The sequence below is a fragment of the Bradyrhizobium sp. USDA 4506 genome, from assembly GCF_054058795.1.
In genome coordinates this window covers 1,116,198-1,142,381 of sequence record NZ_JBSSBM010000002.1, presented here as the reverse complement: position 1 = coordinate 1,142,381, position 26,184 = coordinate 1,116,198, and the positions used below count along the sequence as shown (strand labels likewise).

Here is a 26,184-nt window from a genome sequence, read left to right as displayed (position 1 = left end):
TACGCGGCATGCCAGACGATCACGAATTCGTGATCTCTATCCTCCAGCAAGACCGCGCCGAGGATCGGCCTCAAAGAATCGCTCCGGCGGGTTTCCAGACGTCACGGCTCATAACACCGATCGGTCCGACAAGCATCGGTGCTGCTGCCGTCGATGGGCCACTGGGAAGAAATTGCCCAGCTTTTGCCCCCGGATGCCCGAAGATTCCCTTTTTCTGCCCCGGTGTGGACACGCAGCGGGGTCTCTTTTCGCCCTTGGGCGGGCGACATGGGGAGATCATCAAAATGAAGATCAAAGCCAGCGGGCGCTTGGCATTGATGGTTGCGACAGGACTGACAGGGCTTCTTGTGTGTCTCGCGGCTCCGTTGCCGGCGCATGCGGCCGGATCGGACGCATCGGCATCGAAATCCGACAGCGCAACGACCGACAAGTCTGCCGAGCAGAGTTCGCGGCATGGCCGGCGCTCGGCACGCCACCGGTCCTCCAGGACCGCTGACAAGACCGCCGACAAATCCGACAGCAAGAAGGCCACCAATAACGACGCCGGCAGGGTCACCTCGGCAGGCATTCCCGCCACCGTCGCCAACGCCAATGCGGAGCTGACCTCCGGCGACGACAATGCAGCGGCGACGCCGGTGAAAGCCAATGTGTTGATTGCCGCGGCCGACAAGCCCGCAGACCAGTCCGACGGTAATGTGGTCGCATCCGACCAGCTCAACGAGGTCGACCGAGCCCTGCAGCAGGAGCAGCCGGCGGAACAGCCGCAGCCGGCCCAGCCGCAGACCGCTCAACAGGAGGCATCGCCGGCGCCGCCGCCGACGGTTGCCGTGGCTGCACCCAAGCCGGCCCCGGTTCTGGCGAGCAGCGACAGCGCGAGCTGGGACCAGACCTCGCTGATCGGGAAGATCTTCATCGGGTTCGGCGCTTTGCTCACGGTGGCCTCCGCCGCGCGCATGTTCATGGCCTAGCGGAGGCACCTGCGGTGCGGCGCGGGGGGCGCCGCACCGCAGCCCAAAGCCTCGTTTCAGCCACTTGAAGCGCATCCCGTCAGCGGGCACATTGCCCGGCAAATCAGGCACGGGGTTTGCGTCCATGGCTACGTTCGAATTCATCATTGTCGAAAGCAAGGGACCGGTCGGCGTCATCACGCTGAACCGGCCGAAAATGCTGAATGCGCTCTCGTTCGGCGTGTTCCGCGAGATCGCCGCGGCGGTCGACGATCTCGAGGCCGACGACAAGATCGGCTGTATCCTGATCACCGGCAGCGAGAAGGCCTTCGCGGCCGGCGCCGACATCAAGGAGATGCAGCCGAAAGGCTTCATCGACATGTTCAACAGCGATTTCACCGCCATCGGCGGCGACCGCGTCGCCCGTTGCCGCAAGCCGACCATTGCCGCGGTCGCGGGTTATGCGCTCGGCGGCGGCTGCGAGCTCGCGATGATGTGCGACATCATCATCGCCGCCGACACCGCCAAGTTCGGCCAGCCGGAAATCACCCTCGGCACCATTCCCGGCATCGGCGGCACGCAGCGCCTGACCCGTGCGATCGGCAAGTCGAAGGCGATGGACCTCTGCCTGACCGGGCGGATGATGGATGCGGCGGAAGCCGAGCGCTCGGGCCTCGTGTCACGGATCGTGCCGGCCGACAAGCTGCTCGAGGAGGCGCTCGCGGCAGCCGAGAAGATCGCCTCGATGTCGCGTCCGGCCGCCGCAATGGCCAAGGAAGCCATCAACCGCGCGTTCGAGACGCCGCTCGCGGAAGGCATGAATGTCGAGCGCAACCTGTTCCACTCGACCTTCGCGCTCGAGGATCGCTCCGAGGGCATGGCGGCGTTCATCGAGAAGCGCAAGCCGGTCAACAAGAACCGCTAAAGCATGATCCGGAAAAGTGCGAAGCGGTTTTCCGGACAAGATCATGCTGAGACAACAGGCTAAGGCGCGATGATCTCATCGCGCCTTAGCCGTTCGGCTCCGTTGCAATGCCGCGGTGACGAGCGCGCGATAGGCGCGCTCGGCGAAATGCATCGGCTTGTCGAGACCGAGCCGCGCCAGGCATTCGCGGTCGGCGGCATCGGGCGGATGCCGCATGCCCTGCCACAGCAGGCCGGCGAGTTGCAGCGGCATGTGCTGCGCCTGCTGCAAGATCTGCAAAGCCGGAATCAGCCGCTGCTCGACATCGGTGAAGTCGCTGCCGAACGGGAATGACGGCAGCAGCCCGGCATCGCGCGCGGGCTTCAGCGCATCGCCGATGCGCTGGGGATAATTTTCGCGATGCGCCGCGGGAATCTCGTAGCTGCGCGGCAGCTTGCCGGCGTCCTTGGCCTGCCGCATCAATTCGCCCTGGAAGCGGGAGTCCGAGACCTGCAGCATTGCGGCGATCACGTCGGCATCGGATTTCCCCCTGACGTCGGCGACGCCATATTCCGTGACAAAGATATCGCGCAGATGCCGCGGGATGGTCTCATGTCCATAGGACCAGCGGATGTTCGACTGCGCTTGCTTGCCGGACTGACGGGTCGCCTCCAGCGCCAGCACAGAACGTGCGCCCTCGAGCGCGAATGCCTGCGCCACAAAATTATACTGACCGCCGACCCCGCTCACGACCTGGCCGTTCTCGAGGCCGTCCGAGATCGCAGCGCCGAGCAGCGTCGCCATCATCGCATTGTTGACAAAGCACGCATCGACCCGGGCGCGACGCTTGCCGTCCTCGTCGCCGAAGATCTCGTTGGTGAAGGAAACCGGCATCATCTGGATTCGCGCCAGCTGCTCCGGTGCCATCTCGCGCAGCGCCCGGTAGAATGATGGCGGGCCCAGGAAGAATGCGCCGTGCAGGATCACGCCGCCGACCTCGCGCTTGAGGATGCCGGCGTCGATCAGCCCGAGGAACGCCTCGAACAGCATCTCGCTGACGCCGTAGAGCCCCTTTTCGAACGACCCAGTCTCGGCCGCGGCGAGTTGCCCGGTACCGGGCGCAAGGCGCTGCATGATGCCATGGAATTCGGCGTTGTCGCGATGGCGGACCACGAGCCCCTGCGCCAGCGCGTCGCCGACCTGCCCGATGCCGATCTGCAACGTGCCGCCGTCGCGGACCAGACCGGCGGCATGCAAGCCGATCGCATATTTGGTGTCGCTGATCGGCTCGGACGGCGGCGCGAACAGCGGGAAATCGGTCTCTGGACTGTCGAGCACCGCGGCGAATTCATCCGCCGGCAGGTCGCCGGCGCCGGGCATGAACGGCAGCTCGGAATTGACCTGGCCGATCAGCTTGAACGACGCCCGCCCCTGCGCACGGGCGCGCAGCACGTCGAGCGTGGTGTCGGTGTTGCAGCTCAGGCTGTAGCGCGGCGCGCCGTCGACCATGCGCTTGGCAACTAGCTGAGGCACGACATTCAGTCCGCGCGACAACAAATATGACGCCGCATGGGTGTAGTTGGCGGAAATGTAGTGCTGTTGCGCGAATGGCTGGTGCAGCCACTGCCCCGCGAGGAAGAAGAACTCGATCACCTTGATGTTGGGCGGAAGTGCGCCATGATGCAGCGCATCCGCGTAGGCGAGATCTGGATAGCCGCCAAACAGGCGGTCGATCACCGGTCCGATGAAGCGCCGTTCGAGCAGGCTCTTCGGCTTCGGCTTTTCCAGCGTCAGCGCGGAGAACAGCGTGAGGTTGATGGAGCGGTCGGTCACTGCTCGCGCATACAGCGCGTTGACGATGTGGTTGGCCTTGCCGAGGCCGAGCGGCAGCCCGACCACCAGTTCGGTTCCGACGTCACGAATGATGTGCTCCGCGATCGCCTCGGGGTCGGAGAAGAATATCGGCATCAGCAATGGACCCGGACGAGACGGTGGATAACCGGCATCGTTGAATCGACGGCCGGCGGTTCAAACTTATACGTCATATGACCGATACGTGCGCCTGTGACGAACCGGCAACAGACAAGAACTGAAATGATGTGCAGATGTCGCGCGGCGGTTTGTCTGTGGCGGCACCGCCCCGTAAACAGGTAGATGTGTCGGCGGCGTCGGCGGGGGCGCACTGCCGGAGTTTTGGTTTGCGGGATCACATGGTTGAGCGTGCCGCCAGGGTTGGCGACGTAGCGAGGCGCGTGCTTTTGTCGGGCATCGGCCTTGGCGTGCTGGCATGTGCGCTGCTGACGGATACCGCGGCCCGCGCCGAGAGCCTGCCGGAAGCCTTGGTCAAGGCGTATCAGACCAATCCGCAACTCAACGCCGAGCGGGCGCGCCAGCGTGCGACCGACGAGAACGTGCCGCAGGCGCTGGCCGGTTACCGTCCCCAGATCATTGCCGGCCTGTCGGTCGGCCTGCAGGCGGTGCGCGATCAGCTGCCCGGCAATGTGATCCAGACCGCAACGCTGAAGCCGTGGCAGATCGGCGTCACGGTGACGCAGACCCTGTTCAACGGCTTCAAGACCGCCAACAGCGTCCGCGTCGCCGAGTTGCAGGTGCAGTCCGGCCGCGAGGCGTTGCGCAATGTCGGCCAGGGTGTGCTGCTCGACGCCGTCACCGCCTACACCAATGTGCTGGCCAACCAGACCCTGGTCGAGGCGCAGCGCGCCAACGTCGCCTTCCTGAAGGAGACCCGGGCAATCACCGAACGGCGCCTCAATGCCGGCGACGTGACGCCGACCGATACCGCCCAGGCCGAGGCGCGGCTCAACCGCGGCCTCGCCGACCTCAACGCCGCCGAGGTCAATTACGCGATCAGCCAGGCTACCTATGCGCAGGTGGTCGGCACTGCGCCATCCCAGTTGCGTCCGGCCGAGACCATCGACCGGCTGCTGCCACGCAGCCGCGAGGATGCGATCGCGCTCTCGCTCCGCGAGCATCCCGCCGTCACCGCGGCAGGCTTTGACGTCGACGTTGCCTCGACCTCGATCCGCGTCGCCGAGAGCAGCCTGATGCCGAATGTCTCCGTGCAGGGCAGCGTCAGCCGCAGCCGCGACACCGACACCACGCTCGGCAGCTTCGGCACCGATCAAGCCTCGGTGATCGGTCAGGTGACGCAGCCGATCTATGACGGCGGCACCGCCGCATCGCAGACCCGGCAGACCAAGGAAGTCGCGGCGCAGAGCCGGCTGGTGCTGGATCAGGTCCGCAATCAGGCCAAGACCGCCGTGGTCAGCGCGTGGGTCGCCAATGAGGGCGCCAAGATCGCGGTGTCGGCCTCGGAGTCCGAGATGAAGGCCGCGGAAGTTGCGCTCGCCGGCGTGCAGAAGGAAGCCGCGGGCGGCCAGCGCACCACGGTCGACGTGCTCAACGCGCAGCAGGATCTGATCACCGCGCGGGCACGACTGATCGGTGCGCAGCGCGACCGCGTGATCGCCTCCTACACGCTGCTCAGCGCGACCGGGCGCCTCGACGTCAAGACGCTGAACCTGAAGACGCCGGACTACCTGCCCGAGGTGCACTACCATCAGGTGCGCGACGCCTGGCACGGCCTGCGCACGCCGTCGGGACAATAGGCATTACGGAACCGTTCGCACCGCGAACTTGCCCTTCCCGCCTGCTCTCTCCGCCGATAACCTCCGCCCCCGCCGGCAACCCATAATGCCGGCGCGCGTATGACGCGCATAACAGCCGAGCACGCAGGGAGACGTCCAATGCTGACGCGACGCGATATGATGCTGGCTTCCATCGCAGCCGGAGTGACCATGACCAGCAGCAACGCATTTTCCAAGGCAGCGCAACCATCGACCGCGGTGAATTTCGACGTGCCTGCAGGGGCGTGCGACTGCCACACTCACATCCATGGCGACCCCGAGAAATTCCCGTTCTTCGCCGGCCGCGTCTACACGCCGGAACCGGCCTCGCCGGAGGAGATGAGCGCGCTGCACAAGACGCTCCATGTCGAGCGCGTGGTGATCGTGACACCGAGCGTCTATGGCCCCGACAATTCGTCGACCCTGTTCGGCATCACGGCCCGCGGGCCGACCGCGCGCGGCGTCGCCGTGATCGACGACAAGACCAGCGAGAGCGATCTCGATGCCATGAACAAGGCCGGCTTCCGCGGCATCCGCCTCAACCTCGCGACCGGCGGCGTCAACGATCCGAATGTCGGCCGACAGCGCTTCTCGGCCGCGATCGAGCGGATGAAGGCGCGCGGCTGGCATGTGCAGCTGTTCACCAGCCTCGCCATGATCTCCGCGATCAAGGACCTCGTCGCTACAGCGCCGGTGCCGGTCGTGTTCGACCATTTCGGCGGCGCCGAGGCCGCCCTCGGCACGGACCAGCCGGGATTTGCCGACCTGCTCGCGCTGGTCAAATCCGGCAAGGCCTATGTCAAGATTTCCGGCGCCTACCGCGCCTCCAAGCTCGCGCCCGATTATGCCGACGCCACGCCGCTGGCGCAGGCGCTGATCGCGGCCAATGCCGAGCGTATCGTCTGGGGCACCGACTGGCCGCACCCGGATTCGGTGACGCCGCAAGGCAGGAAGGTCACCGACGTGACGCCGCTGTTTCAGATCGACGACGGCCGCCTCCTCAACCAGCTTCCGGTCTGGGCGCCGGATGTCGCGATCCGCAAGGCGATCCTGGTCGACAACCCGGCACGGCTCTACGGCTTCACCTGATTCCTTCTGAGCTAGCGCTCGCGCGGCCGGCGCGAGAAATAGAAGATCAAGACCGGCAGCGTGATCAGGATCACCAGCGGCGCCAGCATCATGCCGGTGACAACGACGATGGCGAGCGGCTTCTGCACCTGCGAGCCGATGCCCTCCGACACCGCCGCCGGCAACAGGCCGACGCCCGCCACCACGCAGGTCATCAGCACCGGACGCAACTGCAGCTCGCCGGTGCGGATCACCGCGCGCATCCGGTCGTAGCCTTCGTCGATCAGCTGGTTGAACTGCGACAGGATGATGATGCCGTCCATCACCGCGATGCCGAACAGCGCGATGAAACCGATCGCCGCCGACACGCTGAACGGAATCCCCGAGATCAGCAGCCCGAGCACGCCGCCAAAGATCGCCATCGGGATCACGCTCATCGCGAGCATGGTGTCGACCATCGAGCCGAAATTGAAGAACAACAGCACCGCGATCAGCGCGAGGCTGATCGGCACCACGATCGACAGCCGCCTGATCGCGTCCTGCAGATTGCCGAACTCGCCGACCCACTCGACACGCGATCCCGGCGGCAGTTGCACCTGCTCGTCGATCTTCTGCTGCGCCTCCCGGATCGCGCTGCCGAGGTCGCGCTCGCGCACCGAGAACTTGATCGGCAAATAGCGCTCCTGCTGCTCGCGGTAGATATAGGCCGCGCCGGAGATCAGGTTGATCGAAGCCACTTCGGAGAGCGGGATCTGCGTGATGCCGCCATTGGCGTTGGCCACCCCGATCCGCAGGTTCTGGATCGCCTCCGCGCTCTTGCGATATTCCGGCGCAAGGCGGACGATGATCGGGAAGTGCCGGTCGCTGCCGGGCTCATAGAGGTCGCCGGCGCTGTCGCCGCCGACCGCAACCCGGATCGTGGCGTTGATGTCGCCCGGTGACAGGCCATAGCGCGCGGCGCGCGCGCGATCGACGTCGATCTGGATGGTCGGCTGGCCGAGCGAGGTGAACACCGCAAGATCGGTGACGCCCTGCACCGTCGACAGCACCGACTTGATCTTGTTGGCGGTGTCGGTCAGCGCCTGCAGATCATTGCCGTAGAGCTTGATCGAGTTCTCGCCCTTCACGCCGGACACCGCTTCCGACACGTTGTCCTGCAGATACTGCGAGAAATTGAATTCGACGCCCGGGAATTTCTCCTGCAACTGCGCCAGCAATTGCGCGGTCAGCACGTCCTTGTCGTGAGTATTTGGCCATTCGCTGGCCGGCTTCAGCGGCGCGAAGAATTCGGCGTTGAACAGGCCGGCCGCATCGGTGCCGTCGTCGGGACGGCCGTGCTGCGACACCACCGATACCACCTCGGGACGGCTGCGGATCAGCTTCCGCATCTCGTTGACATAGGCATTGCCCTCCTGCAGCGAGATCGTCGGCGGCAGCGTGGCGCGGATCCACAGATTGCCCTCTTCCAGCTTGGGCAGGAATTCGAGGCCGAGGAAGCGCGCGAAGATGATGGTCATGACCACGAGGCCGGCCGCGCCGGCCATCACCAGCTTGCGGTTGGCGATCGCCCAGTTCAGCACCGGCAGGTAGATCGCGTCGAGCTTCTTGACGATCCAGGTCTCGGTCTCGTGGATATGCGCCGGCAGGATGATCGCGCTGAACGCCGGAGTGACCGTGAACGTCGCCAGCAGCCCGCCGGCCAGCGCGTAAGCATAGGTGCGCGCCATCGGGCCGAAGATGTTGCCCTCGACGCCGGACAGCGTGAACAGCGGCAGGAACGCCGCGATGATGATCGCCGCGGCAAAGAAGATCGAGCGCGACACGTCGGCGGCCGCCGACAGGATCGCGTGGCTCTTCATCCCCATCACCGTGTCCTCGGAGATGTGGCTTCGCTCGTCTTCCGACAGCGCGGTGGTCTGCGACAGCCGGCGGAAGATCGCTTCCACCATGATCACGGTGGCATCGACGATCAAGCCGAAATCGATCGCGCCGACCGACAGCAGATTGGCGGATTCGCCGCGCAGCACCAGGATGATCACGGCGAAGAACAGCGCGAACGGGATCGTCGCGCCGACGATCAGCGCGCTGCGGAGGTCGCCGAGGAAGATCCACTGCAACAGCACGATCAGGAGGATGCCGACCACCATGTTGTGCAGCACGGTGTGGGTGGTGAGCTCGATCAAGTCCTTGCGATCGTAGATCCGCTCGATCTTCACGCCGGGCGGCAGGATCGAGGAATGGTTGATGTCGTGGACCAGCTGCTCGACGCGGGAGATCGTCGGCGAGCTCTGCTCGCCGCGGCGCATCAGCACGATGCCCTGCACGATGTCGTCGTCATTGTCGAGGCCGGCGATGCCGAGCCGCGGCTTCTCGCCGATCGTGACATGGGCGATGTCGCGCACCAGCACCGGATTGCCGCCGGACTGCGAGACCATGGTGTTGGCGAGGTCGTCGATCGAGCGGATCAGGCCGACGCCGCGCACCACGGCCGATTGCGAGCCGATGTTCACGGTGTTGCCACCGACATTGATGTTGGCGTTGGACACCGCCTGCAGCACCTGCGGCAGCGTCAGTCCGTTGGCGACCAGCTTGTTGAAGTCGACCTGGATCTCGTAGGTCTTGGTCTTGCCGCCCCAGCCGGTGACGTCGATCACGCCGGGCACCGCGCGGAAGCGGCGCTGCAGCACCCAGTCCTGCAGCGTCTTGAGGTCGAGCACGCTGTAGTTAGGCGGTCCCTTCAGGCGGTAGCGGAAGATTTCGCCGATCGGGCTGAGCGGCGAGATGCCGGGCAGCACGTTGCCCGGCAGCGGCGCGAGCTGCGACAGGCGGTTGAGCACCTGTTGCAGCGCCTCGTCATAGGTGTAGTCGAAGGAGAACTGCAGCTTGACGTCGGAAAGGCCGTACAGCGAGATGGTACGGATGGTCTTGAGGTTCTTGATGCCGGCGACCTGGGTCTCGATCGGGATCGTGATGTAGCGTTCGATCTCCTCGGCCGAGAGGCCCGGGCTCTGCGTCACGATATCGACCATCGGCGGGGTCGGATCGGGATAGGCCTCGATGTTGAGCTGCTTGAACGCGAGCAGGCCGCCGATCAAGACGGCCACGAACATGGCCACCATCAAGTAGCGGCGATTGACGGCAAGGGCGACGAGGCGATCCATTCAGATCGGCGCTTTCAACTGGAAGGGAGTTTTCTTATTGAGCGTGATCTCCGCGCAAACGCGTTGCGCGTTTGTCGCGAGGGAAAACCGCTTCCCGCTTTTCCGGATCATGCGCTTAGGTGCCTGATGCGGCGCGGTCGATGAAGAGGCTTCCCTTCGTCACGATCTGCTCGCCCGGCTTGAGGTTGCCGGCCACCTCGACGAGGTCGCCATTGATTAGGCCGGGCTTGATCTGACGCAGCTCGATGGTCTTGTCGTCGGCCCTCGCGACCCAGAGCCGAACCTGATCGCCCTCGTAGATCAGCGCCTGCTTCGGCACGCCGACTGCCGGGTGATCGCCCTTCGAATACAGCGTCACATTGGCGAACATCTCGGGCTTCAGCCGCTTGTCGGCGTTGTCGATGGTGGCGCGAACCAGGAGCCGGCGCGAGGTCGCGTCGATCGCCGCGGCGACATAGTTGACCCGGGCGTTCAGCGTCTTGCCCGGCAGCGCCATCACGCTGAAGGTGAGGTCCTGGCCGACCGCGACATTGTCTGCGTCGGATTCGCGGACAAAGGCGATCAGCCAGACCGTCGACAGATCGCCGATCACGTAGACCGGGTCGCTGGCGCCGGTCGAGACATACTGGCCGGGACCGGCCTTGCGCTGGACCACGGTGCCGCCGATCGGCGCGAACACCGTCGTCTCCGGATTGAGGCGGCCCTTCTGCCGCAGCGTCGTGATGTCGTCGTCGCCGAAGCCGAGAATGTGCAGCTTGTTCTGCGCCGCTTCCAAAAGCGTCTGCGCCGAGCGCGCATCGTTCTGCGCTTGCACCAGCGCGGTCTGGGCCTGCTGATAGTCCTTCAGCGGGATCGCCTTGCCCTCGGACAGATCCTTGGCGCGCTTCTCCTGGATCTGCGCCAGGTCGAGCGCCGACTGCGCCTTGTTGAGACCGGTCATCGCCGCGATGTAGTCGTTCTGTGCCTGCACGGTGTCGGCCGCCTCGATCACGAACAGCGGCTGGCCCTTCACCACGGCATCGCCCGGCCGCACCATGAGGCGGGTGACGCGCCCGGTATAGGGCGAATAGACCGGGGTGGAGCGGTCCTCATCGATGCCGATCTTGCCCTCGGTCACCAGCTCGGAGCGGAAAGTGTGCTCGCTCACGGTCTGGAAGGTCAGGCTGGCCCACTCGGCCGCCGACGGCGCATAGCGCGCGCCGCCCTTGCGGGACTGGCTGGAGACTTCCGAAGATGTCTGCTTTTCCGAGCCGAAACGCGTGTAGCCATAGGCACCCGCGCAGGCAACCGCCAGTAGCGCCGCGGCCACGACCAGGCGCGGGCGGCTAAAGCTCTGCATTCTCTTGGTAAACTCTTTCACCATGCGGTCCGCGGGGTCGATCGTTGCAGCATCCGGCGGGACGGCCCCAGCGGTGCGCTAATAGTGCTGAATTGGCGTCTCAAACAACCTAAAAATCGCCCTTCGGCGATGCCTGTCGTTAAAGTTTGCATAGCCTGAACGGCAGCTGAATGTCTCATCCGGGAAACTCCGGGGCAGGAAACTCCGGAGGATGGCTGCCGAGCGGCATGGCCGGACGGGACCAATGGGCCGGGGTCCTGGACAGCACGGCGGCATGCCGGACCGAGCTCAGCGTGCCAAAGCCGGACGGCAGCCGTTCGATGAAGGGCTGCACCACATCCGCCGTCAGGTCCTCGGTCGCAAGGCCTGCTTCGAGGCGGCCGAGATTCCACAGCCAGCGCCCGGTCTGCGCCAGCGATACCCGGACGTGCCAGCTGCCGCCCTCGCGGGCCTGGCGGGCCTTCGCCATCATGGCACCGAACGCCATGAAATATCCGGTGGCGTGGTCGAGCATCTGGGCCGGCAATTCCTTCGGCCCATCCGTGCCGGCCGCCCGTCCTTCGGCGTGGTTGAAGCCGGTCGTGGTCTGCACCAGCGAGTCGAAGCCGCGGCGCCCGGCCCACGGGCCGGCATGGCCGTAGGCCGACAGCGTCACATAGACGATCCCGGGATTGATCCGCGCCGCTTCCTCCGGCGAGAAGCCGAGCCGCGCGATCGCCTGCGGCCGATAGCCCTGCGAGAGAATATCGGCCTGCGCCAACAGCCCCTGCATCACACCCCGCCCCTCCTCGCTCCGCAGTTCGAGGAAGCTCGTGAGCTTGCCGCGGCCGGTGTCGATGGTGAGCCAGGGGATCGCCGGCAGATCGGGACCGGAGATCAGCATCACGTCGGCACCATGCGCCGCGAGCGTGCGGCCGGCGACGGGACCGGCGATCACGCGCGACAGATCGAGCACACGGATGCCGGCCAGCGGCCGGTTGCCCGCGGGCCACGGCTTCGGTGCGGCCTCGCCGATCTTCTCGATCGAGATCAGCGGCAGCTTTGCCAGTTCTTTGGCATGCGTCGTCGCCGACCACTCGTCGTGCGAGCGCATCAAGGCGACGACGCCGCCGGCGGCGTAGGCCGCGGTCTCGAACGCCTCGCCGTCCCATTGCAGCAGCGCGGCCTGGACCTCGTCACGCTCGGCGTTGCAGCCGAGCACCTTGCAGACGGCGTCGCGATGATGCGGGAAATTGGTGTGCAGGCGGACAAAGCGGTTGTCTTTGACACGATAGACGCCGGCGATCTTGTCCCAGGCCGGCGGCGGCGGCTTGTCGTCGACGCGCAAATAGCGCTCGCTGCGGCATTCGACGACGGCATGGCGGATGTCGACCGCGACGTCCTGCTGCTCGCCGCTGCGGGCCTTCCAGATCTCGGCCGCGGCGAGGCCGGCTGCTGCGATCGGCGCCTGCGCTGCGGCTGCGACCCGAAACGACGACGGCAGCTGCGGCTCGCTGCCGGTCAATGTGACCGCATCGAGCGCGGCCGGCGCGCCGCCGGCGCCGGTCCAGACATCGGAAAGGATTTCACGAATGTCCTGCATGCGCATACCCGTTTGCGATTATTCTATGCCCGAGCATGATGACAAAAAGGCGGTGCCCGATCCCAACAATCATTTCCGGCCCTGCTTATATCCAGCTCTGCCCGACCCACACAGGAGTTGCAATGGCTGCCATCGATCCTCTCACCGCCGGCGCTGTCTTCCTCGCGACCGCAGCGACCGACGCGGTCTATGTCATGTTCACCTCGGCGGTCGTGGCGCGCAAGCGCGTGCCGGCGGCGACCTGGAGCAGCGTCTGGTATGTGCTCTCCTCCTATGCGGTGATCAGCTACACCGAAAACTGGCTCTACGTCGCCTTCGCTGCCCTCGGCTCGTGGGTCGGCGCCTATGCATCGATCACCTTCCTGCACCGCCCGCCGGGTGGACCGCCGGTCGGCGCCGCGGTGGAGTAGCATGCGGCGGCTGAGGAAGTCATCCGTCGTCGATGCGACGTGGGGCCCGTCCGACAGGGACCGGTTGTAAGCTACGTGTCAGCATTGGCGTGTAGGCTACGCGTTCGCATTCACGCGACATCAGTCGATGAACTGGTTGGATGGACAATGGCGCGTTCGCGCCGCATGAACTCGGAGAACCCATACGCCGCGGCACCCGCGCATGCGGGTTTTGAACCGAGAGGACACGTCCTCCGCCGTCGTCCCGGCGAAGGCCGGGACCCATACTCCGCAGCGGGTGTTGTGAATGGGACTCGTCGTTCCGGCGTCGCGCAAGACAATTCCCATTTGTGGTTATGGGTCCCGGACGACACTGAATTTGTTACGGCATCGGTGGCATGCACCCGCATTCTCGCGACATGATCTGTCCGAGCTTTGCATTTCGTTTCGCCACTCTGGAAACAGAGGGCGCAGGGAAAGCCGGGTGCCGATCGCACCCATGGGCCCCGAGCAATGGGTAGAAAGCTCGGGGGTAGGACCACAGGTGTAACCGGAAACAACCCGGCTTTCCCTGCGCGATGGCTTACGGCTTATACGTGCTCTCCCCGGCGAGACTGGGCTTTGTTGTCACCGTCTTCGCAACGCGCATCGCGCAATGCGAAAAGACACCTACCGCTAGGGCGTCAGGCCTGCACGATTTCGCCGTCCGCCTCATGCGCACTCGTCAGTTGCGCAATCGGCGTCCACCGCATCTCGACCCACGTTCGTGACGACCGCGAAGCGCCCCTCGATCGGGTGAGACACACATATTGAACATCTGAGTTGGGTCTGCCGTCAAGTCAAATTCCGAAAAGCCGAAGAAAATATTCGGGGATCGACGGCATAGGATGGGATTGTTTCGTTTCGCTCGCGATAACGTGGATAGATGATACGGTCATCCTGAGGTGCGCGCGCTTGCGCGCCTCGAAGGATGCACGGCCCCGCTGGCAGTCGCGCGGAGAAAGCCGGGCCGTCGCTCTTCGAGCGGCCGCTCCGCGGACTCCTCAGGGTGACGGTGAGAGAGCCGTCGCACGCGGTTCAATGAAAATCGCGGGACGGCGGCAGGATGCGGACGTTGCGTGGGTGGCGGATCTTTTGCGGCGAGTTGTCGCCGTGATCGCGGCGGTCGTCGTTGAGCGGCTCGATCAGCGCGGGGCCCGCCGGCACCGGATGCTTGCGGCTCAAGGATTCATTGGCGAGGCCGATCAGATCGTGGGAGCGATCGGTCATGCGCTGCGCCACCAGATGCGTCACGCCCTCCGGGCTGCTCTGGATATAGCCCTCGACCAGGATCAGGCGCGCGCCCATCACCTCCTTGCGGTACTGCTCCATCACCTTCGGCCACACCACGATGTTGGCGATGCCGGTCTCGTCCTCCAGCGTCATGAACACGACGCCCTTGGCGCTGCCCGGCCGCTGCCGCACCAGCACGACGCCGGCACAGCGGACGCGGCGGCGGTCGTTGCTCTGGTTGATGGTGTGACAGGCGACGACGCGCTCCTTCGTGAAGGTGTCGCGCAAAAACTCCATCGGATGGCCCTTCAGCGACAGGCGAATGGTCTGATAGTCGGCGACCACCTGCTCCGGACGCGGCATCTCCGGCAGCGGCTTGGCGCCCTCATCCGGCTGCTCGCGCGCGGTGGCGGCCTCGAACAGCGGCAGCGGCACGTCGTCGGGCAACCGCCGCACCGCCCACAGCGCCTCGCGGCGGTCGAGCCCGAGCGAGCGGAACGCATCGGCGTCGGCGAGCAGGATCAGCGCGCGCTTGGGCAGGCCGGTGTCGCGCGCGAAATCTTCCAGCGAGGTGAAGGGCCGCCGATCGCGCGCGGCGACGATGCGGTCGGCCCAGTCTGTCTCAACACCGTCATTCCGGGGATCGCGAAGCGAGAACCCGGAATCTCGAAATTCCGGGTCTGGTGCTAGCGCACCATCCCGGAATGACAGTTGAAGCTGTTTCAGCCTCTCCTCGTCCTCATCCAGCCAATGAAACCCGTCGATCTGGCGAAAGCCGAGCCGCACCGCGCAATGATCGCCGACCTTCTCCTCCAGCATGTTCTGCGCAAAACTAAAGGAGACATCGACCTCGCGCACCGTGACGCCGTTCTTGCGGGCGTCACCGACGATCTGGGCCGGGGCATAGAAGCCCATCGGCTGCGAGTTGAGCAGGCCGCAGCAGAACGCATCGGGATGATGATGCTTCAGCCATGAGGAGATGTAGACGAGTTGAGCGAAACTCGCGGCGTGGCTTTCCGGGAAGCCGTAAGAGCCGAAGCCCTTGATCTGGTCGAAGCAGCTGCGGGCGAAGTCCGGATCGTAGCCGCGCGCCACCATGTTGCCGACCAGCTTCTCCTCATAGCTGCCGATGGTGCCGAGATTGCGGAAGGTCGCCATCGAGCGGCGCAAGCCGTTGGCTTCCTCGGAGGTGAAATGGGCCGCCTCGATCGCGATCCGCATCGCCTGCTCCTGGAACAGCGGCACGCCGAGCGTCTTGTGCAGCACGTTGTAGAGTTCGTCCTTGTCGCCCTGGTCGGGCGCCGGCGATGGATAGCTGACCTTTTCCTGGCCGTTCCGCCGCCTGAGATAAGGATGCACCATGTCGCCCTGGATCGGCCCCGGGCGCACGATCGCGACCTCGATGACGAGATCGTAGAAGGTACGCGGCTTCAGCCGCGGCAGCATGTTCATTTGCGCCCGGCTCTCGACCTGGAACACGCCGAGCGATTCACCGCGGCACAGCATGTCGTAAACTTTCTTGTCGTCCTGCGGGACCGAAGCTAGCTCCCAGTGCTCGCCCTTGTGGTCGGCGATCAGGTCAAAACATTTGCGGATGCAGGTCAGCATGCCCAGCGCCAGCACGTCGACCTTCATCATGCTAAGGGCGTCGACGTCGTCCTTGTCCCATTCGATGAAAGTGCGGTCGTCCATCGCGGCGTTGCCGATCGGCACATAGGTGTCGAGCCGGTCCTGGGTCAGTACATAGCCGCCGACATGCTGCGAGAGATGACGCGGAAACTCGATCAGCTCGGTGGCGAGCTCGACCGCGAGGTTGATCATCGCATTTTTGGGATCGAGCCCGGCCTGTCGCACCTGCATGTCGTTGAGGCCCTTGCCCCAGCTGCCCCACACGGTGTCGGCGAGCGCCGCGGTGACGTCCTCGGTCAGCCCGAGCGCCTTGCCGACGTCACGGATCGCGCTGCGCGGGCGATAATGGATCACGGTGGCGATGATCGCGGCGCGGTGGCGGCCGTAGCGGCGGTAGACATATTGCATCACCTCCTCGCGCCGCGAATGCTCGAAATCGACGTCGATGTCGGGCGGCTCCAGCCGCTCCTTGGAGATGAAGCGCTCGAACAACAGATCGACCTTGGTCGGATCGACCGAGGTGACGCCAAGCACGAAGCAGACCGCGGAATTGGCTGCCGAGCCGCGTCCCTGGCACAGGATGTTCTGGCTGCGCGCATAGTGCACGATGTCGTGCACGGTGAGGAAGTAATGCGCGTATTTCAGCTCGGCGATCAGCGCGAGCTCCTTGTTCAGGGTGGTGCGAAGCTTTTCGTCGATCTCGCCGCCGAAATATTTGTCGACACCGGCCCAGGTCAAATCTTCCAGATGCTGCTGCGCGGTCTTGCCCGGCGGCACCGGCTCGTCGGGATACTGATATTTGAGCTGGTCGAGCGAGAAAGAGATGCGTGCAGCAAAGCGCATGGTTTCCGCGATCGCGTCCGGCAGATCGCGAAACAGCCTGATCATTTCATGCGCCGGCTTGAGATGCCGCTCGGCATTGGCCTCGAGCCTGCGGCCGACCGCCTCGATCGTGGTCTTTTCGCGGATGCAGGTCAGCACGTCCTGCAGCGGGCGGCGCGCCGGATGGTGATAGAGCACCTCGTTGGTGGCGATGAGCGGCACACCGGCGTCGGTGGCGAGGCCATGCAGCCGCGCGAGGCGGCGCCTGTCGTCGCCGCGATAGAGCAGGCTTGCGGCGAGCCAGACGCCGTCGGCGGCGCTTGCCTTCAGCTTTGCAAGCAGATCGAGCGTGCCTGCCTCCTCAAAGCGATGCGGCAGCGCCAGCACCAGGAGCTGCCCCTCGACGAAGTCGAGGAGGTCGGCGAGCTTCAGATGGCACTCGCCTTTCTCGATCCGCACGATGTCGTCGCCGCGCTTGCCGCGGGTCAGGAGCTGGCACAGCCGGCCATAGGCGGCGCGATCGCGCGGATAGACCAGGATGTCGGGCGTAGAGTCGATGAAGACGATGCGGGCGCCGATCAAAAGCTTTGGCGGATGGGCAACCTTCTCGCTGTCGAGCTCCTTCCAGGCGCGCACCACGCCGGCCAGCGTGTTGTGATCGGCGAGCCCGATCACGGGAATCCCGAGTTCGCTCGCCTGATGCACATAGGCGCGCGGATCGGAACCGCCGCGCAGGAAGGAGAAATTGCTGGTGATGCCGATCTCGGCATAGTCGGGTGGCGGTGTGCTCATGCGAACAGCCCATGCACATACCAGTTGGCCGGAACGGACTTGCCCTCCTCGTCCCGCAGCTCGCTCTCGTAGAGGCCGTCGCGAAAGATCCAGAAGCGCTGGCCCTCGGCATCCTCGACGCGGAAATAATCGCGCGTCAGCGACGCGCCGTCCTGCTTCCACCATTCCATCGCGATGCGCTCGGGGCCCTCGACCCGCACCACGTCATGCTGCGCGCGCCGCCAGGTGAATTGATGCGGCGGACCGTCGGGCACGGTCGCGAACGGCACCTTGATCGGTTCGGGCCGCTCGAACAGCCTGAGCGGACGCAGCGGCGGTTCGCCGGCGACGCGCTCCGGCCAGGCGGCGGCGCTGGCCGCGGCCAGATGATGCTGCGCCGGCAGCGCGAGCGCCGATCGTTCGGGGATGTGGCTTTCCAGCGGCAGATGCACGACGACGCGTTTTCCGCCGATGCGGGCGGCGATGCGATCGATCAGCGCCGAGAGCTCGTCATTGTCGTGTATGGTGGCGTCGAGATCGCGCTGCTGCTGTACCACGATCTCGGTACGCCCTGCGGCGAGGCGAATGAGATCGAAGCCGAAGCCGGGATCGAGCGGATCATTCAGCGCATCGAGCCGCTCGCGGAACAGGCGATCGATCATCTCGGGCCGCGTCACCGGACGCCCGGTCTCGACCATGATCGCGCGCACCGCACCGTCGGTGCGGAAGAAGCTCGCTTCCAGCTGCCGCGCACCTTTGCCCTGCTTGTCCATCGCCGCAACCAGCATCTTGGCAAGGCTTGAGAGCGTCAGCGCGATCACGGTGTCGGTCGCGATCGGCTCGGGGAAACGCTTCTCGACGATGTAATCGGGCAGCGGCTTGCGCGGGCTGATCGGAGCATCGCCCTGCCCGAGCGCGTGGTTGAGCAAGGTGGTGAAGGCCGCACCGAACCGCGCCGAGATTTCATGCGGCGCGCGCGAGGCGACATCGCCGATGGTCTTCAAGCCGGCGCGGCGCAGGCCGGTGGTGACAGCGGCATCGGCGCCGAGCGCCGACACCGGCAGCGGGCCGACCGCCGCCGCCTCCTCGCCATCGGCGACAATCTTGCCCGAGGCGGTGCGCGTCAGCGTACGCGCCGCGATCGAGGTGCCGGCAATGGCCGCGCTGACGGCAAAGCCGCGCCGGCTCAGCGCCCCCGTCACGGTCTGTAGCAGCGCTCGCTCGCCGCCGAACAGATGCGCGCAGCCGGTGATGTCGAGAAACAGACCGTAAGGCAGATCGAGCGCGACCAGCGGCGTGAAGCGGTCGCACCAGTCGGCGATGTCGTTCAGCGTCTTCAGATCGGCGGCGGGATCGGCATCATAGACCGTGAGCTCCGGACAGATCGCCCGCGCATTGGCGAGCGGCAGCCCGATCGACAGCCCGGCGCGCACCGCGGCCTCGTCGATCGCGTGCAGCAGGATGGCGTTGTGGTCTTTTGCGACGACGACGCTGGGGAGTTCTGCTTTCTTCGCCTCTCCCGCTTGCGGGGGAGGGAGCCCTGCCACCTCCCGTGCATCAGCTTGCGAGGCGATGTCCTGCGCGAGCTTGCGCTTGATGCGGTCGATGGGCAGGCGTGGCAGCCACAGGCTGAGAATACGCCGACGGTTCACTGAATTGGCACTCATCACATTTCCATTCCATGATCCATCGCCCGACCGGGCCATGACGATTGCGCACGAGTTCGGCCTCGAAGCGCGGCGCGCCCCACACCCTCGCGGCATTGCCCGGCGGCGAATGCGCCGCGCGCACGATCCAGCGCGTCTCCGCGGTCGAGGGGATCGGGGTTGCCGCGATCCGCAGCACCAGCGCGGTGACGCCGGAGGCCTGCGCGGCCAGGGTCAATTTGCGGCTGGCGACGAGATCGAGCTGGCGCGCCTGGCCCCAGACCTCGAGCACGACCGCGCCGAGCGCATCGCAGGCGAGCGCGTCGGCCGCGGTGCGCAGGCCGCTGTCGACATCGGCGGCGCGCACCGTGACCAAGAGGCGCGGATCGAGGCCGAGCTCGGCAAGCCCGCGCATCGATAGCGCGCCGTTTTCGCGATCGGAAAAATCCTGCCGCACCCAGACCAGCGGCTTGCGTGCCGACAGCCGTCCGGCGAGCCCCGCAATGAAGCCGGTCGCCGCGCCGCCTTGATGGCCGGCCGCGAACACCTCGTGCAATGCCGCCGGCGCAAGCCCGCCGCGCAGCATCGCATCCGCGCCGGCGTGTCCGAGCGCGACGCGGTTCGGCATCGCCGCATCCGATGGCGCCTCGATGCGCGCGATGCTGCCGCGCAGAGACGCAAGCGTACCCATGCGTGCGGCGGCGCATGATCCGCCAAAGTGTGAGCGGTTTGGCGACAAGATCATGCGCCTTTCTTAAAAAAGAGGAGCGCGATCGGACGCAAAACCGGCGACCACTTTTGCTGATCGCGCTCCGGCATATGCGCCGCTCCTTCCAACCAAAATTTGAGGCCGTCACTGGTCTGAACAGAGAACCAGGGACTGGCTCATTTGTTCATGGTATGTTCTAATATAAAGCTAACAGGGCCCGCGGAGTCAATCGGATTGGTGAACTCATCGATTCATGAGTGGAATCAATGGGATTCAGCAGCCGCCGAACCGGACGAGCCCTGATCTTCCGCAGTGTCAGCCACGCAGGCCCCGAAAATGGCGCGTGACGGAAACGGAGCAATCGCATGCGCATCATCGTGCTCGACAACGACACCGATTTCGAGGGCTGGCGCAAGGCCGCGCGGCGATTGGCGCTGAACGATGTGAAGCCCGCAGAGATCACATGGACCGTACGCAGCGACGACGAATTGTCGTCGGCATCCTGCGTGAATGAATTGCCGGATACGCCGCAGGCGCGGTTCAATGTGTCGGCCAAATTCGTCGAGCTCGCAAAGGCCGCGATCCTGCATCGCAGTGACGAACGCTTCGCCCTGCTCTATCGCCTGCTGTGGCGGCTGCGCAGCCATCACGATCTTCTCAGTGCGACCGATGATCCCGATGTCGCCGAGGTCCACGCGATGGCGCGCGCGGTCTATGTCGATATCGACAGGATGCATGCGCATCTGCGCTTCCGCGAGATCGGCCGCGAACGGACGGCGCATTACGTCGCATGGTTCGAGCCGGAGCATCACATCGTCGAGCTTGCCGCGCCGTTCTTCGCCGGCCGTTTCGCCGACATGCCGTGGTCGATCCTGACCCCCGACGTCTGCGCACATTGGGACGGGCACGCGATCTCGATCACGCCGGGCGTCGCCAAATCCGAAGTGCCGACCGAGGACCGGCTCGAGGAGGCCTGGCGGCGTCACGACAACGGCCGCTTCAATCCCGCACGGCTGAAAGTGATGGAGATGCCGCAAGCCTATTGGAGGAACCTGCCCGAGGACTCGATCATTAAGCCTCTGATCGAAGACGCAATGCGCATGACCAGCGGCCCCTTCATCGCACGCAAGGCGGCCGAGCCGCAGAAGCGGCAGGATACGCCGATGTCCCGCAAGCAAGTTCAAGGCAAGCAGGTTCAAGACAGGCAAGCTCACGACACGATTGCGGCCTTGCGCGAGGAGGCCGCCGATTGCCGCGCCTGCCCGCTGTGGAAAGACGCAACCCAGACCGTGTTCGGCGAGGGACCACAGAGCGCAACGCTGATGCTGGTCGGCGAGCAGCCCGGCGACAAGGAAGATCTCGCAGGCCACCCCTTCGTCGGACCGGCCGGCCAGATGCTCGATCGCGCGCTGCAGGAAGCCGGCATCGATCGCCGCAAGGTCTATATCACCAATGCAGTGAAGCACTTCAAATTCGTGCCGCGGGGCAAGATCCGGCTGCACCAGAAGCCGAGCACACCGGAGATCCGCGCCTGCCGCCAGTGGTATGAGCGCGAGCTCGCCACCATCAAGCCGGACCTCGTGATGGCGCTCGGCGCCACCGCGGCGCAGAGCGTGCTCGGCAAGATCACGCCGATCAACAAGAACCGCGGCCATCTGATCGACCACGACGGAACCAAGGTGCTCGTCACTGTGCACCCGTCCTATCTGTTGCGGCTGCCGGATGAAAAAGCCAAGGCGCTGGAATATCAGCGCTTTATCGACGACCTGAAAATCGCCGCACATCAGTTGCGCAGATCAGTCGATGCAGCTTGAGTTCCGTAAAACCAGCGGAACCTGAGGAACCACATCGCAACGAGAAATTGTTCTAAGCCGCGGACAAATACCTACAACCTTTAATTGATCCGTGGTAGGGTAGCATGTTCCGCAGGTATCGGGCGTCATGTTCACGCCATGACGTACCCTGAGGCGGGCGCGCTGCGCGGTTTGCTAGCCCCGATCGTGCGGCGCGCCACCTCATCTCTCATCAATCCGCCTCCCTCATTCGCGATCCTCCCACTCGCAGGCGCCCGCCGAATTCTCCGGCTGCCCGGCCGGCCGGATGCCGGTGTGACGTCCTCCGCACATTGTCTCGCCCTGCGAAACGCAGGCCACAGCTTTCCGTCGCGATCCGCGATCCCTTTTTGCTGACGATTGCCACGAGGCCGCGAAGCCACGTGCGCGCTCAATGCGTTGCACAAAAATTCGGCTCGATGTCCACCGTCACCGCAAACCGGTGCATCTCGCGGGGCCGGATTTCAATTGCTTGTCATATGCATCGATCAAAATCGGGAGCATTGGGACAGGAGTTTACCATGAGCGATATGGCGTTACCCGGCTCGATCGAGCCCGCCCTGAAAAAGGGTCCGGACCTCGACAAGGGCTTTCATCCTCTCACCGGGGTTATCTATTTGGGCGTGGTCGCGGCCGCGCTGCTGTTCGTTGCCTACAGCATCTATGCCGATGTCGACGCCACCGGCACGCGCATCACCTCGTTCCTGCCGTATATCCTGCTGTTCGTCGCGCTGCTGATCGCGCTCGGCTTCGAATTCGTCAACGGCTTCCATGACACCGCGAACGCGGTCGCCACCGTGATCTACACCCGCTCGCTGCCGGCGCATGTCGCCGTGGTGTGGTCGGGCATGTTCAACCTGATCGGCGTGCTGCTCTCCAGCGGCGCCGTCGCGTTCGGCATCGTCTCGCTGCTTCCGGTCGAACTGATCCTGCAGGTCGGCAGCAGTGCCGGCTTTGCCATGGTGTTCGCGCTCTTGATCGCCGCCATCATCTGGAATCTCGGCACCTGGTGGCTCGGCCTGCCGGCCTCGAGCTCGCACACCCTGATCGGTTCGATCATGGGCGTCGGCATCACCAACGCGCTGCTGCGCGGCCGTGACGGCACCTCGGGCGTCGACTGGTCGCAGGCGACCAACATCGCGAAGGCGCTGCTGCTGTCGCCGCTGTTCGGCTTCGCGCTCGCCGCCGGCCTGCTCTACCTCCTCAAGATCGCGCTGCAGCGCGCGACCCCGGCGCTGTTCGGCGAACCGGTCGGCGACCAGCCGCCCCCGTGGTGGATCCGCGGCATCCTGATCCTGACCTGCACGCTGGTCAGCTTCTTCCACGGCTCCAACGACGGTCAGAAGGGCATGGGCCTGATCATGCTGATCCTGATCGGCACGGTTCCGACCGCCTATGCGCTGAACCGCGCAATGCCCTCGAGCCAGATCGAGCTGTTCACGGCGCACTCGACCGCGGCCAGCAAGGTCATCGAAGGCAAGGCCGCCGGTTACAACGTGATCGGCAATCCGCGCCCGGCCGTGACCAACTATGTCGCGCAGCACCAGATCAACGAAGGCACCTTTCCGTCGCTTGCGGTGCTGGTGCGCGACATCGGCCAGCAGGTTGCCCAGTATGGATCGCTGGCCAAGTTCCCGGCTGACGCGGTCGGCAACACCCGTAACGACATGTACCTGGCGTCCGAGGCGATCCGTTTCCTGATGAAGGACAAGGAAGCCGAGCTGACCGCTGCCGACATCGCCACGCTGAACCAGTACAAGGGCTCGCTCGATGCCGCGACGAAGTTCATCCCGAGCTGGGTGAAGTTCGCCGTCGCCATCGCGCTCGGCCTCGGCACCATGGTCGGCTGGAAGCGTATCGTCGTCACCGTCGGCGAGAAGATCGGCAAGACCCACCTGACCTACGCGCAGGGCGCCTGCGCCGAGATCACGGCGGCCGCGACGATCGCGGCGGCCGACGGCTACGGCCTGCCGGTCTCGACCACGCACGTGCTGTCGTCAGGCATCGCCGGCACCATGGCCGCCAACGGCTCCGGCCTGCAATGGGCCACGATCCGCAACATCGCGATGGCCTGGGTGCTGACGCTGCCGGCCGCGATGATCATCTCGGGCGTTCTCTACTACGTGTTCTACCACCTGTTCTGACGCCCCACGCTTTCGGCGCAGCAACGCGCCGGACAAAGGCCCGCACTCCGGTGCGGGCCTTTTGCTTTGGACCTGCAGCCCGGCTCCTCGCTCAGGCGGCGCAGGCCTTCGCAACCTCGGCCAGCAGGCCGCGCGCCCATTTGTGCAAGCCGGATTTGGCCGTCCGGGCGCCCCAGTACATGTCGATCGAGATCGGCACGCGGAACGGCAGCGCAGCGACATGGAGGCCGCCGCGCATCGCCCGCGCCAGATGATGCGGGATGGTCGCGACGAGCCTGGTGCCGGTGATGATGCGCTCCAGACTGTCGTGGTTCGGAAGGCTGACCACCGGCTCGATCTCGATTTCCCTCACCTTCAGCGCCTCGAGATAGAGCGGCTGCCACTCGCCGCTGTGGGTGATGAAGACATGCTCGGCCCTGGCATAGGCCGACAGCGCGATCCGGCCGCGCGCCAGCGGATTGGCCCGATCCATCACGCAGACATAGTGGTCGGTGAGGATATGGCGCCGGAAGAAGCTCTCGCCGACGATCCCGACCGGACCGAGCACGATGTCGCACTGGTTCTGCTTGAGATGGACGTCGCCGTGGCCCGCGGCATCGAGCAGGACGAGACGGACCCGCGGCGCGCCGGCACGCAGCCGCGTGCTGAATTGCGGGATCAGGGTCTGGCGTTCGTGATAGTTGCAGGAGATCGTCACGCTTCCCTGCGCCGTCGCCGGATCGAACTCCGCCGGTGATGCAAGCCCGTCGATCTCGCCGATCATGTCCCGCGCCCAGGTAACCAGCGCCGCACAGCGTTCGGTCGCCGTCACGCCATTGCCGCTGCGAACGAACAGCGGGTCATGCAGCGCACCGCGCAGTCGCTCGATCGCATAGCTGATGGTGGACTGGTTGACGTCGAGCCGCTTGGCCGCCGCGGAGAACGACTGCAGGTCATAGACCAGCACGAGGGTCCGCAGAGTCCCGATGTCGATCGGATCGATCGAGGAATTGGCCACCACGCTGCACCTCCCTGCATTACTGGCGGCCAGCCTAGCACAAGGTCATAGAATATTTCGATGAGCCAGATCGATCCCATCGAATTGAGCGATCGCGCGCCTGGAGCTAGCTTTGGCGAAAAAGCGCTTCCGGGAGGACCAATGACCAGCGCCGTGCCTGTCGTCACCGATATCGCGTATCAGGATCTGCTCGACGACCCGTATCCGATCTTCCGCCGCCTGCGCGAGATCGCGCCGGCGGTCTTCGTCGCGCCCGCGAAGCTGACACTGGTGACGCGCTTCGACGACATCATGCGGATCGAGCGCGATCCCGCGACCTACTCGGCCGACAATCCGGCCTCGCTGGTCAACAAGGTGATGGGGCCGACCTTCATGCGCAAGGACGGCGCTGAACACGCGATCGGCCGCAAGGCGATCGAGCCCTCGTTCCGCCCGGCCACGATCAAGGAGCATTGGGCACCGAAATTCACCGCGATCGCAGAAAAGCTGATCGATGATCTGTTGGCGACCGAAGAGGCCGATCTGTTCTCCGCCCTTGCCGCGCCGATGGCCTCGCTCAGCCTGATGGCGATGATCGGCTTTCGCGCGATGCCGTGGCAGACCCTCGCCGAGTGGTCGCAGGCGCTGATCGACGGCGCGGGCAATTACGCCGCCGACGCCGAGATCGAGCGCAAGGCAATGCAGGCGAGCGCCGATGTCGATGCCGCGATCGACGCGGTGTTCGACGATCACCGCAGCCAGCCGAATCCTTCGATCCTGTCCTCGATGGTCAATGCCGATCCGTCGATGCCGATCGAGGGCATTCGCGCCAACATCAAGGTGATCATCGGCGGCGGCCTGAACGAGCCGCGCGATGCGATCCTGACGCTTGTGCTCGGCCTACTGGAAAACCCGGCACAGAAGGACGGCGTGCTGGCGAAGCCGGAGCTATGGCCGGCCGCGCTCGAGGAAGCGGTGCGCTGGATCTCGCCGATCGGCATGTATCCGCGCCGCGTCACCCGCGACGTCGATCTCTCCGGCACCACGCTGCCGCAAGACCTTCAGATCGGCCTCTGCGTCGGCGCGGCGAACCGCGACGGCAGCCGCTTCGCCGAGCCCGATCGCTTCGACGTGACGCGGCCCAAGCAATCGCATCTGGCATTCGGCGCCGGACCGCATTTCTGCGCCGGCACCTGGGTGTCGCGGCTCACCGTCGGCAAGATCGTGGCGCCGATGCTGTTCGCGCGCCTGCGCAATCTGCGCCTCCGCGCGGAGGCGCCGCCGGTCGTGCGCGGCTGGGTGTTCCGCGGTCCGGTGACGCTGCCGGTCAGATGGGATGCGTGAAC

The 26,184-nt window shown here is 65.3% G+C and carries 16 protein-coding genes; 8 read left to right on the top strand and 8 right to left on the bottom strand.

Annotation, left to right across the window (positions count from 1 at the left end):
* The first annotated feature begins 8 nt into the window (after nucleotides 1-8).
* Both ACVIHF_RS07590 and ACVIHF_RS07585 read left to right on the top strand, forming a co-directional pair.
* Nucleotides 9-968 (top strand): hypothetical protein, encoded by a 960-nt coding sequence (locus ACVIHF_RS07590; RefSeq protein WP_225641783.1) that lies wholly within the window; start codon nucleotides 9-11, stop codon nucleotides 966-968.
* Between the two features lie 124 nt (nucleotides 969-1,092).
* Nucleotides 1,093-1,872 (top strand): enoyl-CoA hydratase, encoded by a 780-nt coding sequence (locus ACVIHF_RS07585; protein WP_253609550.1) that lies wholly within the window; start codon nucleotides 1,093-1,095, stop codon nucleotides 1,870-1,872.
* A 75-nt stretch (nucleotides 1,873-1,947) separates the two neighbouring features.
* Here the strand turns inward: ACVIHF_RS07585 and ACVIHF_RS07580 are convergent, their stop codons facing one another.
* Nucleotides 1,948-3,819 (bottom strand): acetyl-CoA hydrolase/transferase C-terminal domain-containing protein, encoded by a 1,872-nt coding sequence (locus ACVIHF_RS07580; protein WP_253609551.1) that lies wholly within the window; start codon nucleotides 3,817-3,819, stop codon nucleotides 1,948-1,950.
* A 242-nt stretch (nucleotides 3,820-4,061) separates the two neighbouring features.
* On the opposite strand from ACVIHF_RS07580, the gene ACVIHF_RS07575 reads away from it, so the two are divergent.
* Together ACVIHF_RS07575 and ACVIHF_RS07570 are read left to right on the top strand one after the other, a co-directional pair.
* Entirely contained in the window at nucleotides 4,062-5,480 is a 1,419-nt protein-coding gene (locus ACVIHF_RS07575) for a TolC family outer membrane protein (RefSeq protein ID WP_253609552.1), read from the top strand.
* A gap of 138 nt (nucleotides 5,481-5,618) precedes the next feature.
* The gene (locus ACVIHF_RS07570; RefSeq protein WP_253609553.1) at nucleotides 5,619-6,587 is read left to right on the top strand and encodes an amidohydrolase family protein; all 969 of its coding nucleotides are present in this window, start codon (nucleotides 5,619-5,621) and stop codon (nucleotides 6,585-6,587) included.
* Between the two features lie 11 nt (nucleotides 6,588-6,598).
* Here ACVIHF_RS07570 and ACVIHF_RS07565 read toward each other — a convergent pair whose 3' ends face one another.
* The 3 genes from ACVIHF_RS07565 to ACVIHF_RS07555 form a co-directional block, all read right to left on the bottom strand.
* Nucleotides 6,599-9,727, bottom strand: coding sequence for an efflux RND transporter permease subunit (locus tag ACVIHF_RS07565; protein WP_253609554.1), 3,129 nt, complete (start codon nucleotides 9,725-9,727; stop codon nucleotides 6,599-6,601).
* Between the two features lie 115 nt (nucleotides 9,728-9,842).
* Nucleotides 9,843-11,090: an efflux RND transporter periplasmic adaptor subunit gene (locus tag ACVIHF_RS07560; protein ID WP_057015665.1), complete on the bottom strand. Its 1,248-nt coding sequence runs from the start codon at nucleotides 11,088-11,090 to the stop codon at nucleotides 9,843-9,845.
* 151 nt (nucleotides 11,091-11,241) lie between these two features.
* Nucleotides 11,242-12,648: a CoA transferase gene (locus ACVIHF_RS07555; protein WP_253609555.1), complete on the bottom strand. Its 1,407-nt coding sequence runs from the start codon at nucleotides 12,646-12,648 to the stop codon at nucleotides 11,242-11,244.
* A 122-nt stretch (nucleotides 12,649-12,770) separates the two neighbouring features.
* Between ACVIHF_RS07555 and ACVIHF_RS07550 the strand changes: the two genes are divergently transcribed.
* Complete coding sequence (locus ACVIHF_RS07550) at nucleotides 12,771-13,058, top strand: hypothetical protein (protein ID WP_018270628.1); 288 nt, start codon at nucleotides 12,771-12,773, stop codon at nucleotides 13,056-13,058.
* Between the two features lie 1,056 nt (nucleotides 13,059-14,114).
* Here ACVIHF_RS07550 and ACVIHF_RS07545 read toward each other — a convergent pair.
* The 3 genes from ACVIHF_RS07545 to ACVIHF_RS07535 are packed head-to-tail and all read right to left on the bottom strand — an operon-like array spanning nucleotide 14,115 to nucleotide 19,868.
* Nucleotides 14,115-17,552, bottom strand: a complete 3,438-nt coding sequence (locus tag ACVIHF_RS07545) for an error-prone DNA polymerase (RefSeq protein ID WP_253609556.1) — start codon at nucleotides 17,550-17,552, stop codon at nucleotides 14,115-14,117.
* A complete protein-coding gene (locus tag ACVIHF_RS07540; RefSeq protein WP_253609557.1) occupies nucleotides 17,549-19,198 on the bottom strand; it encodes a Y-family DNA polymerase in 1,650 nt (549 codons plus the stop codon). The genes ACVIHF_RS07545 and ACVIHF_RS07540 overlap by 4 nt, the downstream gene beginning before the upstream one ends.
* Nucleotides 19,089-19,868, bottom strand: a complete 780-nt coding sequence (locus ACVIHF_RS07535; RefSeq protein WP_253609558.1) for an ImuA family protein — start codon at nucleotides 19,866-19,868, stop codon at nucleotides 19,089-19,091. The genes ACVIHF_RS07540 and ACVIHF_RS07535 overlap by 110 nt, the downstream gene beginning before the upstream one ends.
* A gap of 383 nt (nucleotides 19,869-20,251) precedes the next feature.
* On the opposite strand from ACVIHF_RS07535, the gene ACVIHF_RS07530 reads away from it, so the two are divergent.
* Together ACVIHF_RS07530 and ACVIHF_RS07525 are read left to right on the top strand one after the other, a co-directional pair.
* Nucleotides 20,252-21,700 (top strand): UdgX family uracil-DNA binding protein, encoded by a 1,449-nt coding sequence (locus ACVIHF_RS07530; RefSeq protein ID WP_456791878.1) that lies wholly within the window; start codon nucleotides 20,252-20,254, stop codon nucleotides 21,698-21,700.
* A gap of 539 nt (nucleotides 21,701-22,239) precedes the next feature.
* A complete protein-coding gene (locus ACVIHF_RS07525; RefSeq protein ID WP_057015669.1) occupies nucleotides 22,240-23,862 on the top strand; it encodes an inorganic phosphate transporter in 1,623 nt (540 codons plus the stop codon).
* Nucleotides 23,863-23,953: 91 nt separating this feature from the next.
* Here ACVIHF_RS07525 and ACVIHF_RS07520 read toward each other — a convergent pair whose 3' ends face one another.
* A complete protein-coding gene (locus ACVIHF_RS07520; RefSeq protein WP_456791877.1) occupies nucleotides 23,954-24,862 on the bottom strand; it encodes a LysR family transcriptional regulator in 909 nt (302 codons plus the stop codon).
* Nucleotides 24,863-25,000: 138 nt separating this feature from the next.
* Here ACVIHF_RS07520 and ACVIHF_RS07515 point away from each other — a divergent pair, with 138 nt between their 5' ends.
* Complete coding sequence (locus ACVIHF_RS07515) at nucleotides 25,001-26,182, top strand: cytochrome P450 (protein ID WP_253609561.1); 1,182 nt, start codon at nucleotides 25,001-25,003, stop codon at nucleotides 26,180-26,182.
* Nucleotides 26,183-26,184 lie beyond the last annotated feature (2 nt).